Consider the following 16421-nt stretch of genomic DNA (forward strand, 5'->3'; position numbering starts at 1 on the left):
TGACGACCGCCGCTGGCAACGATGTTCTCACACAGCCTCCACCAAACGGACATCGTACTGGGAAAGATGGCCGAGTAATACCGGCTTGGCGTCCATGAGAGTCTCCCGAATGCCGCGCACGTCGAGGTCCGGCTGGTCGCGGGCGAAGCGGCGGGAGGGGTAGCGGATCGATCCTCGCCACCCTATTCCCGTCCTTATGGCCCTGACCGCCCTCGACATCATCGTGCTGATCGGCGTCGCCGGGGCGGCGCTGCTCGGGCTTAAGCGCGGGTTCGTGGCGGAGGTGCTGTCGCTGTTCGCCTGGGTGGCGACGGTGTTCGCGCTCAAGCTGTTCCACGCGCCGCTGACGCAGGCGCTGGTCGCGGTGATCGGCACCGTCGCGGGCGCGGCGGTGCTGGCGTTCGTGGTGCTGGCGGGGCTGACCTGGCTGGGCGGGCGGCTGATCGCCAACGCGCTCGGCAGGCGGACGCGGACCTCGATCCTCGGCCCCGTCGACCGCGCGCTCGGGTTCGGGTTCGGGGCGATCAAGGGGCTGATCCTGGCGAGCCTCGCCTTCATGCTCGTGGCGCTGGTGGTCGACACCGCGCGCGGCGGCCCGACGCGGCGGCCGGAATGGATGACGCGCTCGCGCACCTATCCGCTGCTCAACGCGACCAGCGCCGGCATCGCCGACATCCTCGATCGCCGTCGCCATGGCGAGCCGCTGTTCGGCGGCCATGCCGGCAACGGGAGCGAGGCGCGATGAGCGGGCAGCTCTACACCACCGAGATCCTGCGGCTGGCGGCGTCGATCCCCCATCACGCGCGTCTCGTCCACGCGCACGCGACCGCGGAGAAGCGCTCGCCGGTCTGCGGCAGCCGGGTGACGGTGGACGTGGCGCTCGACGCGGGCGGCCGGGTCGGCGAGGTCGGGCTGCTGGTGCGTGCCTGCGCGCTCGGGCAGGCGTCGTCGTCGCTGCTCGCGCAGAACATCCTCGGTCGCACGCCCGACGAGCTCGCGACCGCGCGCGACGGGCTGACCGCCTGGCTGGCCGGCAAGGGCGAGCCGCCCGACTGGCCGGGGCTCGCCGTGCTGGCGGCCGCGCGCGACTACCCGGCGCGCCATCCCTCGATCCGCCTCGCCTTCGAGGCGGCGGCGGCTGCGGCGGCGGACGCGGCGCGGGCCAAGGCCGCCTGATGCGAGGCGACGGGTGAACGAGGCGAACCCCGCCGCGCTGCTCACCGAAGGGGTGGTGCTGCTCGGCTTCGGGCTCGCCTTCGTGCTGCTGTTCCGGCGGCTGGGGCTGGGTGCGACGCTGGGCTATCTCGTCGCGGGTGCGGTGGTCGGGCCGCAGGCGCTGGGGCTGGTCGACGGCGCGCAGGGCAAGCTCGGATTCGCCGAACTCGGCATCACCCTGCTGCTGTTCATCGTCGGGCTGGAGCTGAACCCGGCCCGGCTGTGGCGGATGCGCGGCGAGATCTTCGGCCTCGGGCTCGTCCAGGTGACGCTGTGCGGCCTCGCCATCGCCGGGATCATCTGGGGCGGCGCGGGATTTTCGCTCGCCGCCGCGCTGGCGCTGGGCCTGCCGCTCGGGCTGTCGTCCACCGCGCAGGTGCTGCCGATGCTCCAGTCCGCCGGGCGCCTGCGCACCCCGTTCGGCGAGCGCGCCTTCTCAATCCTGTTGTTCCAGGACCTGTCGATCGTCCCGCTCATCACGATCGTCGCGGCACTGTCGCGCAACGGCGCCGATGCGCACGGGCCGCCGGGGTGGCGGCTGGCGCTCTATACCGTCGCGGCGGTGGTGGGGCTGATCCTGGCGGGGCGCTATCTGCTGCAGCCGCTGTTCCGGCTGATCGGCAATCTCGGCGAGCGCGAGCTGTTCGTGTTCGCCGCGCTGTTCGCGGTCACCGCGGCGGCGGCGGTGATGCAGCTGCTCGGGCTGTCGACGGCGCTGGGCGCGTTCGTGGCCGGCGTGATGCTCGCCGACACGCCCTATCGCCACGAGCTGGAGGCGGACGTGGAGCCGTTCCGCTCGATCCTGCTCGGCCTGTTCTTCCTGTCGGTGGGCATGTTGCTGGACCTCCATGCGATCGCCGAGCGGCCGCTGTTCGTGCTGGCGATGGCGGCGGCGCTGATCGCGGCGAAGACGGCCATCATGACCGGCATCGGCATGGCGGTCCGGATGCCGTGGCGCCAAGCGCTGGCGCTCGGGCTGCTGCTCAGCCAGGGCGGCGAGTTCGGGTTCGTGCTGTTCGCGCAGGCCCAGGCCGGCCAGCTGATCGCGCCGGAGGCGGCGAGCCTGTTCGGCGCGATCATCACGCTGTCGATGGCGACGACGCCGTTCCTGATGCAGGTCACCCGGCGCTTCCGGACCGCGCCGGCCGGGCCGGTCGAGACCCGCGACGGCCCGCGGCCGGACGGCGCCAACGCGCTGATCGTCGGCTATGGCCGGTTCGGCCAGACGGTCGGGCAGATGCTGATCGCGCAGGGCATCCCGGTGACGCTGATCGACACCGACATCGAGATGATCGACGTGGCGGGCGAGTTCGGCGCGAAGGTCTATTATGGCGACGGCACGCGGCTGGACCTGCTGCGCCAGGCAGGCGCGGCGGACGCGGAGCTGATCCTGTTCTGCCTCGACGGCGACCAGGTCGACAAGCCGCTGCTGGAGGCGGTGGCGGAGTCCTTCCCGCAGGCGAGCGTGTTCGTGCGCGCCTATGATCGCCGTGCCGTCATCAAGCTGGCCGGCGCGCCGCTGGAATATGCAGTGCGCGAGGTGCTGGAATCGGCGGTGCAGATGGGGCGGCGCGCGCTGACCAGCGTCGGCGTCGACGGGCCGGAGATCGACCGGGCGGAGGACCGCTATCGCCGCAACGACCGCGAACGGCTGCGGGTGCAGGTGGCGGGCGGCGATATCCGCGCCGGCCGCGACCTGACGATCCATCAGACTTCGCGGGACGAGACGAGACACGGGGAGGCGCAAGGGGCATGAACTGGCTGGGTGTGCTGGCGGCGCTGTCGGGCGCGCTCGCGATCGGGGCGGGGGCGTTCGGGGCGCATGGCGCGTCCGACCATGCGGCCGGGCTGCTCAAGACCGGTGGTCAATATCAGCTGCTCCATGCGGTCGCGGCGCTGGTGGCGATGCAGCTCGGCGCGCGCGGGCCGGCCTGGCTGTTCGTCGCCGGCGCGGCGCTGTTCGCGGGCTCGCTCTACGGACTGGCGGAGGGCGGCCCGCGCTGGCTGGGACCGGTGACGCCGATCGGCGGCGCGCTGATGATCGCGGGCTGGCTATGGCTGGCCTGGGGGCTGGCGCGAGCCTAGCTGCTCCTCCACCGCGATCGCGGGAGGGGGGACCGCTCGCAAAGCGAGTGGTGGAGGGGGCTCGCGCAACGCTAAGCTCCGCCCGAGCCCCTCCGTCACACGGCTGCGCCGCGCGCCACCTCCCCCACTAGCGCGGTGGAGGCGCAGCTGATCGCTACCGCTTCTTCCGGCAGGCGTCGGAGCAGTAGACGACCTGCTCCCAATCGCGGGCCCATTTCTTGCGCCAGGTGAAGGGACGGTGGCAGGCCGGGCAGGTCTTGCTCGGCAGGTCCGCCTTGTTGACGCCGTTGGGCATCAGCGGGGCTGCCGATCAAGGAACGCTTCGACCGTCGCGAGATCGACGGTGCGGTCGAGATAGGTCCGGCCGATGCCGCGGGCGAGCAGGAAGGGCAGGCGGCCGCCGCTCGCCTTCTTGTCGTGGCGCATGTGCTCGACCAGCCGCGCGCCGTCCGCGCGGGTGCGGGCGGCGGCGAGGCCGTCGGGCAGGCCGACGCGGCGCAGATGCGCCTTGACCCGCTCGGCGTCGGGCGGCGGGCAGAGGCCCTGCGCCACCGAAAAGTCGTAGGCGAGCGCGCAGCCGGCGGCCACCGCCTCGCCATGCAGCAGCGAGCCGTCGAACCCGGCCTCCGCCTCCAGCGCATGGCCGAAGGTATGGCCGAGATTGAGCAGCGCGCGCGTGCCGTTGGTCTCGAACTCGTCGGCGGCGACGATCCGCGCCTTGGCGGCGACCGCGTGCGCGATGGCGTCGGCCTGCGCGCGCGCGTCGCCCGCCAGCAGCGCGGCGCCGTGCGCCTCGCACCAGGCGAAGAAGGCGGGATCGTCGATCAGCCCGTATTTCACCACCTCGGCATAGCCGGCGCGGAGCTCGCGCGGGGGCAGCGTCGCCAGCACGTCGGGATCGATCAGCACCAGCGCGGGCTGGTGGAAGGCGCCGAGCAGGTTCTTGCCGGCGGCGGCGTTGATGCCGGTCTTGCCGCCGACCGAGCTGTCGACCTGGGCGAGCAGGGTGGTGGGGATCTGCACGAGGCCGCAGCCGCGCTTGAGGATGGCGGCCGCGAACCCCGCCAGATCGCCGATCACGCCGCCGCCGAGCGCCACGACATGGTCGCCGCGCTCCACGCCGAGCGCGAGCAGCGCGTCGGTGAGCCGCTCCAGCTGCGCCCAGCTCTTCGTCGCCTCGCCGCGCGGGAGGACGATGGCACTCACCGCGATCCCCGCCGCGGCCAGCCCCGCGGTCAGCGTCGCGAGGTGGGGGCGGACATGCTCGTCCGTTACCACCGCCAGTTGCCGCCCGCGCGCGAGCGGAGCGAGGTGATCGGCGGCGCGGGTCAGCAGGCCGGATTCGATCAGCACGGCGTAGGAGCGGTCGCCGAGTGCGACGTTGATGCTGGTCAATCGCCGCGTCCTTCGTCCTGCCGCGGCAGAGCCGCGTCGTCGGTCGTCGCGCCGCTACGCCGGCCGGGCTGGCGCGCGATCGCCCGCAGGATCGACGTCACCGTCGCCTCATGCGGTGCCTTGGCGCTGGCGACGTGGACGGGGGCGAGCGCGTAGACGGGATTGCGGACGCGGGCCAGCTCGGTCAGCACCTCGCGCGGATCGCGATTGCGCAGCAGCGGGCGGGTGTTGCGGCGCTTGACGCGCTCGGCCAGCACCTTGGGATCGGCGTCCAGCCAGATCGCCACCGTCTCGCCGAGGATCAGCGCGCGCGTCGCCGCGTCCAGGAACGCGCCGCCGCCGGTCGCGATCACCTTGGGCGCGCCGTCGATCAGGCGGGCGATCACGCGCCGCTCGCCGTCGCGGAAATAGGCTTCGCCGAAACGGTCGAAGATATCGGCGATGCTCATCCCTGCCGCCGCCTCGATCTCCACGTCGGCGTCGACGAAGGGCAGGCGGAGGCGCTGCGCCAGCCGCCGACCGACCGTCGACTTGCCGACCCCCATCAGGCCGACCAGCACGATCGGCCGGCCGTCCCATGCGGGGGCGCTGGCTTGGCGGCTTTGCAACACGCAGGCGGGGCTATAGAGCGGCTCGGCGCGCGGCAAGGGCGCGCGTGCCCGTCGCTTTCCCGAAGGTTTCCCCATGTCCCGCCCGCTCCTCATTCTCGTCGCGCTGCTGGTCGTGATCGTCGGCGGCATGGCGGTCCTCGCCGGCCGCGCGACCGAGCGGCCGCAGACCCATGTGGAGAAGGCGGTCGACCTTGCGAACCTCTCGTAAGGTCGCGCTGTCGATAGCGCTGGCGAGCGCCGCGCAGTTCGTCTTCGGCCCGGCGCTGGGGCAGGATCGGCCCGAGTCGATCCTGCCGCCCGGCTTCGGCCAGCCGCAGACGCAGCCGACCGCCGAGCCGAGCGTGCGGCCGTCGGCCGCGGCCGGCGCCTCGACCGCGGTCGTCGAGCCCCTGCCGACGCCGGAACCGAGCGTGACGCAGAGCGCCACCCCGTCGCCGACCCCCACCGCCGATCCGACGCTGCTCGCCTATTACGAACTGCCGCCGTTCGCGCGCCGGCCGCTCGGCCATGTCGGGCCGGTCACGGCGAGCGACGGCGGGCTGCCGGCGGACGCGTTCGGCGTCGAGGACGGCCGGTATCTGGAAACGCTGATGCGGCGGCTGTCGGCGCCGCTGCCGTCGCGCTGGCTCTCGATCCTGCTCCGCCGCGCGCTGCTGTCCGAGGTCGACACGCCGCACCACGTCGACGGCGCCAACTTCGCCGCCGAACGCGCGTGGCTGCTGCTGCGGATGGGCGAGAGCGTCGGCGCGCGCGCGGTCGTGCAGGCGGTCGACGACGCGGATTACACCCCCAAGCTCTACCAGGTGGCGCTCAATGCCATGCTCGCGACCGGCGATCCGGCGGGGCTGTGTCCGCTTGCCGATCGCGGCCGGGCGACGACGGGGGAGCCGGGCTGGGCGCTTGCGCAGGCGATGTGCGCCGGGCTGACCGGCGCGCCGAAGCAGGCCGCAACCCTGATCGCCGCCGCGCGCCGCCGCCATCTCGCCGGCGGCGTCGACCTGCTGCTCGCGCGCAAGGTGGCGGGCGCGGGCGGGGGCCAGGCGATCACGATCGAATGGGACGCGGTCGATCGGATGACGCCCTGGCGGTTCGGGCTCGCCACCGCGACGGGCGTCGCCGTGCCCGACCCGCTGCTGGCGACGACGGGGCCGCAAATGGGCTATTGGCGGGCGCTCGCACCCGCCATCGCGCCCGCCGCGCGCGTCAGGGCGGCGGAGGCGGCGGCGGCGCAGGGCGTGCTCTCCAACGCGGCGCTGGTCGACCTTTACGCGTCGTTGGGGGCGAGCACCGACGATGACCCGGTCGATCCGGTCACCACCGCGGCGGCGCAGGACCTGGGCGCGGCCTATGCCGATCCGAGCGCGGACGCGCGGCTCCAGGCGATCAAGCGACTATGGGGTGATCCCACGCCCTACGCCCGACTGGTGCTGACCGCCCGCGCGGCGGCGCGGGTGCCGCCCAGCGCGGCGCGCGCGGCCGATGCCGACCGGCTGGTCGCGGCGATGCTGACCGCGGGCCTGACCGAGAGCGCCGCGCGGTGGCGGCCGGTCGCGGCAACGGGTGGGGATGCCTGGGCGATGCTGGCGGTGGCCGATCCGGGCGCGCCGACGCTGCGCTACAGCGACCTGTCCGGCTATGCGGGCAGCGGCGGTGACGCGCGGCTGAAGCAGCGGCTGCTGTTCGCGGGGCTGGCCGGGCTCGGCCGCCTGCAGCGCGACGATGTCGAGCGCGCGGCGGCGGCGCTGGACGTGCGCATCGGCGCGACCGACCGCTGGACGGCGGCGATCGACCGCGCGGCGGCGAACGGCGAGGTCGGCACGGTGGTGCTGCTGGCCGCGATCGGCATGCAGACGCCGAGCTGGCGCGGCGTGCCGCCCGCGGCGTTGTACCGCATCGTCGCGGCGTTGCGCGCCGTGGGAATGGAGAACGAGGCGCGGATGATCGCCGCCGAGGCGATCGCGCGGGCATGATGATCGGCGGTGATCGCGCGCTGATCGACCGCTTCCTCGAAATGCTTGCCGCCGAGGCGGGCGCGGCCAGGAACACGCTCGCCGCCTATCGGAGCGATCTCGCGCTCGCCTCGACCGCGCTCGACGGCGGCCTGGCGGAGGCCGACGCGCCCGCGCTCCAGCGGCTCGCCGGCGGCTGGTCCGGGCTGTCGCGGCCCACGGTCGCGCGCAAGGCGGCGGCGCTGCGGCGCTTCTTCGCCTTCCTGGCCGAGGAGGGGCATCGCGCCGACGATCCCGGCGCGGCGCTGCCCCGGCCGGGCGCGACGCGCGCGCTGCCCAGGACGCTGAGCCACGGCGACATCGACCGGCTGTTCGCCGCGCTCGCCGAGCGGCTGGCGCGGGCGCCGGTCGCGCCGCTCGATCGGCGGCTCGCGGCGCTGATCGAGCTGCTCTACGGCTCGGGCCTGCGCGCGTCGGAGCTGGTGAGTCTGCCGCGCAACGCGATCCATCCCGATCGGCCGTTCCTGATCCTGCGCGGCAAGGGTGGGCGCGAGCGGCTGGCGCCCGTGTCGGACCGCGCCCGGGCCGCGGTCGCCGCCTGGCGGGCACACGTCGCCGCCGATCGGCCCTGGCTGTTCCCGTCGGGCAAGGCGCACCTGTCGCGCATCCGGCTCTACCAGCTCGTCAAGGCGCTCGCCGCGGAGGCCGGCGTGCCGCCCGAGCGCGTCAGCCCGCACGTGCTGCGCCACGCCTTCGCGACGCATCTGCTGGAAGGTGGCGCGGACCTGCGCGCGCTCCAGACGATGCTCGGCCATGCCGACATCGCGACCACGGAGATCTACACGCATGTCGACAGCGCCCGCCTGGTCGAGCTGGTCAACACGCGGCACCCGTTGGTTGACCTGAACCCCGCCCGGCCGTAGCCGCCGCCGCCATGCCGAACTTCCTCGATTTCGAGAAGCCGATCTCCGAGCTGCAGGGGCGCATCGACGAGCTCCGCGCCGCGGACGGGGCGGTGAATATCGCGCCGGAGGTGGCGCGGCTCCAGGCGAAGTCGGACAAGCTGCTGCGCGACACCTTCGCCAGGCTGACGCCGTGGCAGAAGACGCAGGTCGCCCGACATCCCGAGCGGCCGCACTTCAAGGACTACACCGCCGGGCTGTTCAGTGAATGGCTGCCGCTCGCCGGCGACCGCGCGTTCGGCGACGACCAGGCGATTCTGGGCGGCTTCGCGACCTTCCGCGGCCGCCGCGTGATGGTGCTCGGCCAGGAGAAGGGCGACGACACCGCCAGTCGCCTCCGCCACAATTTCGGCATGGGCAAGCCCGAGGGCTATCGCAAGGCGGTCCGGCTGGTGAAGCTCGCCGACCGCTTCGGGCTGCCGGTGGTGACGCTGGTCGACACTTCGGGCGCGTTCCCCGGCGTGCAGGCGGAGGAGCGCGGCCAGGCGGAGGCCATCGCGCGCTCCACCGAGGCGTGCCTCCAGGCGGGCGTGCCGGTCGTCGCCGCGATCGTCGGGGAGGGGGGCTCGGGCGGCGCGGTGGCGCTGGCGGCGGGCAATCGCGTGCTGATGTTCGAGCACGCCGTCTATTCGGTGATCTCGCCGGAGGGCGCAGCCTCGATCCTGTGGCGCACCGCCGACAAGGCGGCGGACGCCGCCGACGCGATGCGGATCACTGCGCAGGACCTCAAGGACTTCGGCGTGATCGACACGATCGTCGGCGAGCCGGTCGGCGGCGCGCACCGCGATCCGGCGGCGGCGATCGGCGCGCTGGGCGATGCCATCGCGGCCGCGCTCGCGCAACTCGACGGCATGGCGCCGGCCGAGCTGCGCCGCGCCCGGCGCGAGAAGTTCCTGGCGATGGGGCGGCTCTGACGGATTCGGCCGAGGCTGCTTGCGGCGCTGTCGTGAGAATCACGAAGGGCGGCGCGACTTGCGTCGCGCCGCCCTCGCTATGTTTCGACCTGAAGGGTGGTTCTTACGAAGCCTTCAGCAGGTTGGTCGACACGTTGGTGAAGGTGGCCTTCAGGTTGTTGCCGAGGCCCTGCATCGCGGCGATGGCGGCGACGGCGATCAGCGCGGCGATCAGGCCGTACTCGATGGCGGTCGCACCCTTGTTGTTGCGAACGAAATTGCGAATGGTCTGCATTGACGATCTCCGTTGAACCAAAGCTTCAGTCACCCGGCTGAACCGGAGGACCGGTGCAGCGGCTCGGGAGGTAGCGGCCGGAAGTTGAGAAAGGTTTAATCGCCGATCGAGTCGCGCCGGGTGGTCAGTGGGCCGCGGTCACCTTGGTGCTGACGTCGTTCCACATGCTGGTGGTGGTGTTGCCCAGCGTCTGGAGCGCACCGAACATGGCGAGCACGATGCCGGCGAGGATCAGGCCGTACTCGACCGCGGTCGCGCCGCGCTGGTTGCCGGCAAGCCGTCGAAGAAACGGGAGACCATGACGCATGAGCAGGGGCTACAGGCAAACGTGTTAACGAATGGCTGATGCGCGCGCGGGACCGCTGATCGTCGTCGCGGCGGCGTTGACGCGCGGCGACGGCGCCGTGCTGGTGCAGCGCCGACCGCCCGGCAAGGCGATGGCCGGGCTGTGGGAGTTCCCCGGCGGCAAGCTGGAGCCGGGCGAGACGCCGGTGGCGGCGCTGGTCCGCGAGCTGGCCGAAGAACTCGGGATCGCCGTCGCGCCGGCAGCCTGCCTGCCGCTGACGTTCGCCAGCGGACAGGCAGGCGCGGGCGACGTGCTGCTCCTGCTGTATCGCGTGACGACCTGGACGGGCGAGCCGGTCGCGCTGGCGGCGACGGCGCTGCGCTGGGCGACGCCGGCGGCGCTCGCCCGGCTGCCGATGCCGCCCGCCGACCGCCCGCTGGTCGCGGCACTGGCCGCGGCGGCGGGTTGACCCGCCGCCGCAAAGCCCGCTAGGCGCTCACGCCGCCGGCCCGATGGCGGAGTGGTGACGCAGAGGACTGCAAATCCTTGCACCCGGGTTCGATTCCCGGTCGGGCCTCCACTGTCCGCGGCGGACGATCAGGCCAGCGCCGCGCCGCCGGTGCGAGCCGCGCGCCGGCGGAGCACGGCGCCGATCGCGCCGAAGCCGCAGATCATCATCGCCCAGCTCGCCGGTTCCGGGACGGCGGCGGAGAAAGCGACATTGTCGATCTCGAACGCCGGCGAGCCCGTCTCGAAACGCAGCCCGTAGATCGCGGACGTGGTCCCGCTCGTCGTGAACGTCACGCGGCGGTTGGTCGCGGCCGCGCCCTGATCGCCGTTGGCGGGCGGCCCCATATCCATGCCGGTGAACGCCTGGATCGTGGCGCCGGCACTGTCGAGCAGGCTCACCGTGTTGTAGTCGTCGATCGAGCCCCACAGGAAGCTGACGGTCCGGTAGCCGATGCTGCTCAGCAGCGTCGCCGGATTGCCGGGATTGCTGGTCAGGTAAAAGCTGGTCTCCTTCACGTCCTGCGCGATGGCGGGCTCCGCGCCGGCGCCGTCGCTGAAATTGCGGACCTGGCCGCCGCTGAGCGTGAAACCGGCGGGCAGGGCGTGATCGAAGTCGATCAGGGTGCTGCCGGCCGGCACGTCGTTCAGCCCGAACGCCGTGGAGCTGGTCGTGACGCTCGCCGCGGCGGGGCTCGCCGCCGTCATCACTGCCGCTGCGCCGATCAGCGCGATTGCGATGGGTTGTTTCATGTCTTCGCCTCGTCCCTGGAGTGGAGCGGCGCGGTTAGGCGGAGGCGAGCGGGCGGGCTAACGCCAAGGGTGGTTAAGCGATGTTCAGAAACAGGACGTGCAAGGATGGCACGGTTCGGCAGGTCGTTAGGCGATGCGTGCAAAGCCGGTCGGTCGACCAAGCGGCTTGGCGGTTCGCGCCGCCGGCGATAGAGACATAGACCAGAACTGTATTGCACGGCTAAGACAGCTGTGCGACAGAGCGGACCAGGATGATGACCTTGCTCGACCCGCCCGAGACCCGCGCGATGCGCCACGCCATGGTCTCCAGCCAGCTGCGCCCCAATGCGGTCGCCGACCAGCGGATCGTTGCCGCCATGGCGAGCGTGCCGCGCGAGGCGTACCTGCCCGAGACCGCGCGCGCTCTGGCGTATCGCGACACCGCGATCCCGCTCGGCCGCGCGCGCGCCGCCAACTCGCCGATGGCGACCGGCCGGCTGCTCACCGCCGCGGCGCTGGCCGCGACCGACCGGGTCCTGCTGGTGGGCGCGGCGGGCGGTTATGCCGCCGCGGTGCTGGCGCGGGTCGTCGCCGCGGTCGTTGCGGTCGAAACCGACGGCGCGCTGGTCGCCGCCGCGCGGGCGGCGCTGGCCGGGGATAAGCTGGTCGAGCTGGTCGAAGGGCCGCTCGCCGACGGTTGGGCGGCTGGCGCGCCCTATGATGTCCTGATCGTCGACGGCGCGGTCGAGCGTCTTCCCGAGGCGCTGGTAATGCAGGTGCGCCCCGATGGCCGCGTCGCGACCGGCCTGGTGGAGCGGGGCGTGACCCGTCTGGCCGCCGGTCGCCGCACGGCCGGCGGTTTCGGCCTGACCACCTTCGCCGACGCCGAGTGCGTGCTCCTCCCCGGCTTCGACCGGCCGACCGGCTTTCATTTCTAAGGTTCGCCCATGCGTCACGTCCTGTCCTTGCTCCTGCTCGGAGCGGCGATGCCGGCCGCGCCCGCTGCCGCCGACACGCTGCGCGAAGCGCTGCTGCGCGCCTACCAGTCCAATCCCACCATCACCGGGCAGCGTGCCGCCCAGCGCGCGACGGACGAGAACGTGCCGATCGCGCGTTCGGCCGGGCTGCCGTCACTCGACGCGACGGGGGGTTTCAACCAGAACCTGCTGACCTCGGGCAACAGCTTCACCAATCCGGCGCGCAGCCTGTCGGTCGGGCCGCAGCTGGTCGTGCCGCTCTATCGCGCCGGCGCCGTCCGCAATTCGGTCGCCGCCGCCGAGACACGGGTGGAGGCGGGCCGGGCGACGCTGCGGAGCACGGAAGCGTCGCTCTTCACCAACGTCGTCGCGGTCTACATGGACGTGATCCGCGACGAGGCGATCGTGGCGCTCAATCAGCAGAACGTGCATGTGCTGGACGTCAACCTGCGCGCCAGCCGCGATCGCTTCCAGGTCGGCGACCTGACCCGCACGGACGTCGCGCAATCCGAGGCGCGGCTCAGCCTTGCCCGGTCGCAGCTGGAATCGGCGAACGCCCAGCTGATCTCCAGCCGCGAGAATTACATCCGGATCGTCGGGACCGAACCGGGCGAGTTGCAGGACCCGCCGCCGCTACCGCATCTGCCCACCGATCCCGGCGCGGCGGTGACGAAGGCGCTGGCCGACAATCCCGCGCTCGCCGCCGCCGCCAAGCAGCGCGATGCGACGCGCTACGACGTCGGCGTGGCGCGTGCCGCGCGCTCGCCCCAGGTCAACGGCGTCGTCAGCGGGACCTATTCGACCTATCTCGGCACGCTGGGCGGCGGCTCGGTCGGGCAGAGCGGGACGGCGGGGGGACTGGGCCTGCAGCTCAACCTGCCGATCTTCCAGGGCGGCCGGATCGGCGCCCAGGTGCGCCAGGCGGAGGCGCTGCGCAGCCAGGCGATCGAGGCGGTGACCGACACCGAGCGCGGCGTGATCGCGCAGACCCGCTCCGCCTATGCGGTGTGGCGCTCCTCGCAGGAGGTGATCGCCTCGTCCGAGCAGGCGGTGAACGCCAACAAGCTGTCGCTGGAGGGCGTGCGCGCCGAGAACTCGGTGGGCACGCGCACGATCCTGGACATCCTCAACGCCGAACAGGAACTGCTCAACAGCCAGGTGACGCTGGTGACGGCGCGCCACGACGAATATGTCGCGGGCTTCGCGCTGCTCGCGGCGATGGGGGAAGCCGAGGCGCGCGACCTGGGGCTCGACGGCGGGCCGCTCTATGATCCGCTGTCCAACTACGACCGGGTGCGCCACAACATCAACGATCGTGGCGACGATCACGAGCCCGCGCCGGTCGCGACCCGCACGGTCGACAGCCCGGCGCAGAACGCGACGGTGGCGAAAACGGCCGATCCGCTGCTCGACACCCCGGTTGACAGCAACCCCAAACTGACGACAGGTGCCACCGCGACCGACCGCAAGTGAGCCGGCCGGCAGGGGATTGCGGATGGGTGATCTGAGCGCCGAGCCGTCGATGGAAGAGATCCTGTCCTCCATCAAGCGCATCATCGCCGAGGAAGGCGACGGCTCGCCGCAGCGCGGCCGCCGGCCATTGCGCACCACCGCGCCGCCGCTGGCGGCCACGGTCGACGAGGATGATGCCCACGACGAGGTGCTGGAGCTGAGCGATCCCATGCCCACCCCCCGATCCGACACTCACGAGCCCGTGCCGCGCGCCGCCGAGCCCTCGCGCGTCGCGCCCGCCCCGCAGCCCGCCGCCGGACCGTCGCCCGAGCCGCAGCGCGCGGCCGAGCCGATCGTCGGTCGCGAGGCCGCCGCCGCGAGCCGCGGCGCGCTGGAGGCGCTCAGCCGCGTGCTGGTCAAGCCCGAGCCGGGCAATGACGGCACCTTGGAGGGCATGGTCCGCGAGATGCTGCGGCCGATGCTGCGCGAGTGGCTGGACGCCAATCTGCCCGAGCTGGTGGAGACGCTGGTCAGCCGTGAGATCGCCCGGATCGTCGGCCAGGCGCGGTAACCCCAACCGGCGGGGCGCGGGACGCATGTTGCGTCGGCGCGCCTCGCTGCTCTAGCGTCGCGGCATGAAGCGCCTCCTTGCCGCGAGCCTGCTCGCTCTTGCCACCGCCTCGCCCGCCGGCGCACGCCAGCTCACCATCGACGACGTGACGTTGCTCAGCCGCGTCGGCGCGCCGACCGTCAGCAGGGACGGCCGCTGGCTCGCCTGGGCGCAGCGCGAGACCGATCTCGCCGCCGACAAGGGGCGCTACGATATCTGGCGCCTCGACCTGTCGCGGACGGGCGCGAAGCCGGAGAAGGTGCTGGGCGAACCGGACGTCAACGAGAACGACCCCCAGATCGTCGGCGACACGCTGTACTTCACGTCCGACAAGGGCGGCGAGGACGCGATCTGGGCGATCCCCGTCGCGGGCGGCGCGGCGCGCAAGCTGACGACGTTCAAGGGCGGCTTCGGCGGCTTCAAGGTCGCGCCGACCGGCGATCGCATCGTCGTCTGGGCCGATCGCAAGCCCGGCGCGCCGAGCCTAGCCCCGGCGCTGGCGAAGAAGGACCCGAACGCGGGCGCGGGCCGGGCGTACGACCAGCTGTTCGTGCGCCATTGGGACACATGGGCGGACGGCAACCGCTCGCAGCTGTTCGTGCTGCCGCTGACGGCCGACGGCGCGCCCGGCGACGGCGTCGCGATCGAGCACGGGCTGGTCGGCGACACGCCCTCCAAGCCGATGGGTGGGGGCGAGGAGGTGAGCTGGAGCGCCGATGGCCGCACGCTCTACTTCGCGCTGCGCGAGGCCGGGCGGATCGAGGCGCTCTCGACCAATCTCGACCTCTTCGCGGCGCCCGCGGACGGCTCGGCGGCGCCGACCGATCTCACCGCCGCCAACCGGGCGACCGATACCCTGCCGACCGTCTCGCCCGACGGACGCTGGCTGGCCTATGTGGCAATGAAGCGGCCCGGCTTCGAGGCGGACCGGCAGGTGCTCATGCTGCGCGACCTCGGCAGCGGCACGACGCGCGCGCTGACCGAGGGCTGGGATCGATCGGTCGGATCGATCTTCTGGTCGGCCGACAGCCGCAAGGTCTACGTCACTGCCGAGGACACGCAGGAAAACCCGCTCTGGACGGTCGACCTCGCCGGCGGCAGGCCCGCGCGGCTCACCGGGCAGGGCAACGTCGCCGCCGTCGCGGTCACGCCGAAGGGCGTCGTCTATGCGATGGACTCGCTCGCCGCGCCCGCCGATTACTGGAGCCTGGCGGGCAAGGGCCGCCCGGTGCGCCTGACCAGCGTCAATGCCGATCGGCTCGCCGGGATCGAGATGGGGACGGTGACGCGCTTTTCCTTCCCCGGCGCGAACGGCGATACGGTATGGGGCTATGCCGTCCGGCCATCGGGCGCGGCAGGCAAGGTGCCGGTCGCCTTCCTCGTCCATGGCGGCCCACAGGGCTCGTTCAACAACAGCTGGTCCTATCGCTGGAACCCGATGCTCTTCGCGGGCGCGGGTTATGGCGTGGTCGCGGTCGATTTCCATGGCTCGACCGGCTACGGCCAGGCCTTCACCGACGCGATCAGCAATGATTGGGGCGGCAAGCCTCTGGAGGACCTGCAGAAGGGGCTGAAGGCCGCGACCGACCGGTTCGCGTGGCTGGATGCCGACAATGCCTGCGCGCTCGGCGCCTCCTATGGCGGCTACATGATGAACTGGATCGAGGGCCGCTGGCCCGATCGGTTCAAGTGCATCGTCCAGCATGACGGTGTGTTCGACGCGCGCGCGATGGCGTACGAGACCGAGGAGCTGTGGTTCGACGAATGGGAGCATGGCGGCCACGCCTATTTCGAGGACCCGCAGGCGTTCGAGAAATGGAACCCCGTCAATTACGTCGCCGCGTGGCAGACGCCGATGCTGGTGGTGACGGGCGAGCGCGACTTCCGCATCCCCTATACGCAGGGGATCGCCGCCTTCACCGCGCTCCAGCGGCGCGGCGTGCCCTCGCGGCTGCTCGTCAATGCGGGCGAGAACCACTGGGTGCTCCACCCCAAGGAGAGCCGGCAATGGTATGCCGAGGTGCTCGGCTGGATGGACCGCTGGACGGGCAGGGCGCCGGCGGCAGACCTGCACGTCGCGCCGGACGCGACGACCGTGAAGTGAATCCTCCGTCACCCCGGGGTTGACCCGGCTCTTCGGCCGGGGTGACGAGGGTGGCGACGCTCGCTACAGCCCGCGCATGTCCGAGCTGCCCAAGACCTTCGACCCCGCCACGATCGAGGCGCGCTGGTATGCGCATTGGGAGGAGAATGGCCTGTTCCGCCCCGAGCGGCCGGGCGCGGAGCCGTGGACGATCGTCAACCCGCCGCCCAACGTCACGGGCTCGCTGCATATCGGCCATGCGCTCGACAACACGCTGCAGGACGTCCTGACGCGCCACGCCCGGCTCAAGGGCAAGGACGCGCTGTGGGTGGTCGGCACCGATCATGCCGGCATCGCCACGCAGATGGT

At 72.4% G+C, this 16421-nt stretch carries 20 protein-coding genes and 1 tRNA gene; 15 read left to right on the forward strand and 6 right to left on the reverse strand.

The features are described from left to right. The first annotated feature begins 196 nt into the window (after window positions 1-196). Genes ACFE64_RS11790 through ACFE64_RS11805 form a run of 4 tightly spaced genes read left to right on the forward strand, consistent with a single transcriptional unit; the run spans window position 197 to window position 3300 of the window. On the forward strand, window positions 197-745 hold the full coding sequence (locus tag ACFE64_RS11790; protein ID WP_375392659.1) for a CvpA family protein: 549 nt from the start codon (window positions 197-199) through the stop codon (window positions 743-745). Continuing rightward, entirely contained in the window at window positions 742-1176 is a 435-nt protein-coding gene (locus ACFE64_RS11795; RefSeq protein WP_375392660.1) for an iron-sulfur cluster assembly scaffold protein, read from the forward strand. Before ACFE64_RS11790 ends, ACFE64_RS11795 begins: the two co-directional genes overlap by 4 nt. A gap of 13 nt (window positions 1177-1189) precedes the next feature. Next, the gene (locus ACFE64_RS11800) at window positions 1190-2971 is read left to right on the forward strand and encodes a cation:proton antiporter (protein ID WP_375392661.1); all 1782 of its coding nucleotides are present in this window, start codon (window positions 1190-1192) and stop codon (window positions 2969-2971) included. Further along, a complete protein-coding gene (locus tag ACFE64_RS11805) occupies window positions 2968-3300 on the forward strand; it encodes a DUF423 domain-containing protein (RefSeq protein ID WP_375392662.1) in 333 nt (110 codons plus the stop codon). The genes ACFE64_RS11800 and ACFE64_RS11805 overlap by 4 nt, the downstream gene beginning before the upstream one ends. Before the next feature lie 154 nt (window positions 3301-3454). Here the strand turns inward: ACFE64_RS11805 and ACFE64_RS11810 are convergent, their stop codons facing one another. The 3 genes from ACFE64_RS11810 to ACFE64_RS11820 are packed head-to-tail and all read right to left on the reverse strand — an operon-like array spanning window position 3455 to window position 5306. After that, on the reverse strand, window positions 3455-3595 hold the full coding sequence (locus ACFE64_RS11810; protein WP_375392663.1) for a DUF2256 domain-containing protein: 141 nt from the start codon (window positions 3593-3595) through the stop codon (window positions 3455-3457). Beyond that, complete coding sequence (aroB, locus tag ACFE64_RS11815; protein WP_375392664.1) at window positions 3595-4695, reverse strand: 3-dehydroquinate synthase; 1101 nt, start codon at window positions 4693-4695, stop codon at window positions 3595-3597. The genes ACFE64_RS11810 and aroB overlap by 1 nt, the downstream gene beginning before the upstream one ends. After that, entirely contained in the window at window positions 4692-5306 is a 615-nt protein-coding gene (locus ACFE64_RS11820) for a shikimate kinase (protein ID WP_375392665.1), read from the reverse strand. The genes aroB and ACFE64_RS11820 overlap by 4 nt, the downstream gene beginning before the upstream one ends. Window positions 5307-5379: 73 nt before the next feature. On the opposite strand from ACFE64_RS11820, the gene ACFE64_RS11825 reads away from it, so the two are divergent. The 4 genes from ACFE64_RS11825 to ACFE64_RS11840 are packed head-to-tail and all read left to right on the forward strand — an operon-like array spanning window position 5380 to window position 9131. After that, the gene (locus ACFE64_RS11825) at window positions 5380-5514 is read left to right on the forward strand and encodes a hypothetical protein (protein ID WP_375392666.1); all 135 of its coding nucleotides are present in this window, start codon (window positions 5380-5382) and stop codon (window positions 5512-5514) included. Continuing rightward, the gene (locus tag ACFE64_RS11830) at window positions 5498-7276 is read left to right on the forward strand and encodes a hypothetical protein (protein WP_375392667.1); all 1779 of its coding nucleotides are present in this window, start codon (window positions 5498-5500) and stop codon (window positions 7274-7276) included. Before ACFE64_RS11825 ends, ACFE64_RS11830 begins: the two co-directional genes overlap by 17 nt. After that, window positions 7276-8178 (forward strand): tyrosine-type recombinase/integrase, encoded by a 903-nt coding sequence (locus ACFE64_RS11835; protein WP_375392678.1) that lies wholly within the window; start codon window positions 7276-7278, stop codon window positions 8176-8178. The genes ACFE64_RS11830 and ACFE64_RS11835 overlap by 1 nt, the downstream gene beginning before the upstream one ends. A gap of 11 nt (window positions 8179-8189) precedes the next feature. Then, window positions 8190-9131: an acetyl-CoA carboxylase carboxyltransferase subunit alpha gene (locus ACFE64_RS11840; RefSeq protein ID WP_375392668.1), complete on the forward strand. Its 942-nt coding sequence runs from the start codon at window positions 8190-8192 to the stop codon at window positions 9129-9131. Window positions 9132-9234: 103 nt separating this feature from the next. On the opposite strand, the gene ACFE64_RS11845 is transcribed toward ACFE64_RS11840, so the two are convergent. Both ACFE64_RS11845 and ACFE64_RS11850 read right to left on the reverse strand, forming a co-directional pair. Next, window positions 9235-9405 carry a Flp family type IVb pilin gene (locus ACFE64_RS11845; RefSeq protein WP_375392669.1) on the reverse strand — a complete coding sequence of 57 codons (171 nt, stop codon included), beginning with the start codon at window positions 9403-9405 and terminating at the stop codon, window positions 9235-9237. 124 nt (window positions 9406-9529) lie between these two features. Continuing rightward, window positions 9530-9712, reverse strand: a complete 183-nt coding sequence (locus tag ACFE64_RS11850; RefSeq protein WP_375392670.1) for a Flp family type IVb pilin — start codon at window positions 9710-9712, stop codon at window positions 9530-9532. Window positions 9713-9743: 31 nt separating this feature from the next. On the opposite strand from ACFE64_RS11850, the gene ACFE64_RS11855 reads away from it, so the two are divergent. Both ACFE64_RS11855 and ACFE64_RS11860 read left to right on the forward strand, forming a co-directional pair. After that, a complete protein-coding gene (locus ACFE64_RS11855; protein ID WP_375392671.1) occupies window positions 9744-10160 on the forward strand; it encodes a (deoxy)nucleoside triphosphate pyrophosphohydrolase in 417 nt (138 codons plus the stop codon). 37 nt (window positions 10161-10197) lie between these two features. Then, window positions 10198-10271 (forward strand) — tRNA-Cys (locus ACFE64_RS11860). A 17-nt stretch (window positions 10272-10288) separates the two neighbouring features. On the opposite strand, the gene ACFE64_RS11865 is transcribed toward ACFE64_RS11860, so the two are convergent. Continuing rightward, window positions 10289-10951, reverse strand: a complete 663-nt coding sequence (locus ACFE64_RS11865; RefSeq protein WP_375392672.1) for a PEPxxWA-CTERM sorting domain-containing protein — start codon at window positions 10949-10951, stop codon at window positions 10289-10291. A 251-nt stretch (window positions 10952-11202) separates the two neighbouring features. Between ACFE64_RS11865 and ACFE64_RS11870 the strand changes: the two genes are divergently transcribed. The 5 genes from ACFE64_RS11870 to ACFE64_RS11890 all read left to right on the forward strand — a co-directional run. Further along, window positions 11203-11868, forward strand: coding sequence for a protein-L-isoaspartate O-methyltransferase (locus ACFE64_RS11870; protein ID WP_375392673.1), 666 nt, complete (start codon window positions 11203-11205; stop codon window positions 11866-11868). A 9-nt stretch (window positions 11869-11877) separates the two neighbouring features. Then, on the forward strand, window positions 11878-13380 hold the full coding sequence (locus tag ACFE64_RS11875; RefSeq protein WP_375392674.1) for a TolC family outer membrane protein: 1503 nt from the start codon (window positions 11878-11880) through the stop codon (window positions 13378-13380). Window positions 13381-13402: 22 nt separating this feature from the next. Continuing rightward, the gene (locus ACFE64_RS11880) at window positions 13403-13930 is read left to right on the forward strand and encodes a DUF2497 domain-containing protein (RefSeq protein ID WP_375392675.1); all 528 of its coding nucleotides are present in this window, start codon (window positions 13403-13405) and stop codon (window positions 13928-13930) included. A 64-nt stretch (window positions 13931-13994) separates the two neighbouring features. Then, complete coding sequence (locus ACFE64_RS11885; RefSeq protein ID WP_375392676.1) at window positions 13995-16073, forward strand: prolyl oligopeptidase family serine peptidase; 2079 nt, start codon at window positions 13995-13997, stop codon at window positions 16071-16073. Between the two features lie 76 nt (window positions 16074-16149). Next, window positions 16150-16421 (forward strand): class I tRNA ligase family protein (locus tag ACFE64_RS11890; protein ID WP_375392677.1); only part of this gene is annotated, 272 nt, incomplete at its 3' end.

Source organism: uncultured Sphingomonas sp. (assembly GCF_964250165.1).
Classification (GTDB): Bacteria; Pseudomonadota; Alphaproteobacteria; order Sphingomonadales; family Sphingomonadaceae; genus Sphingomonas.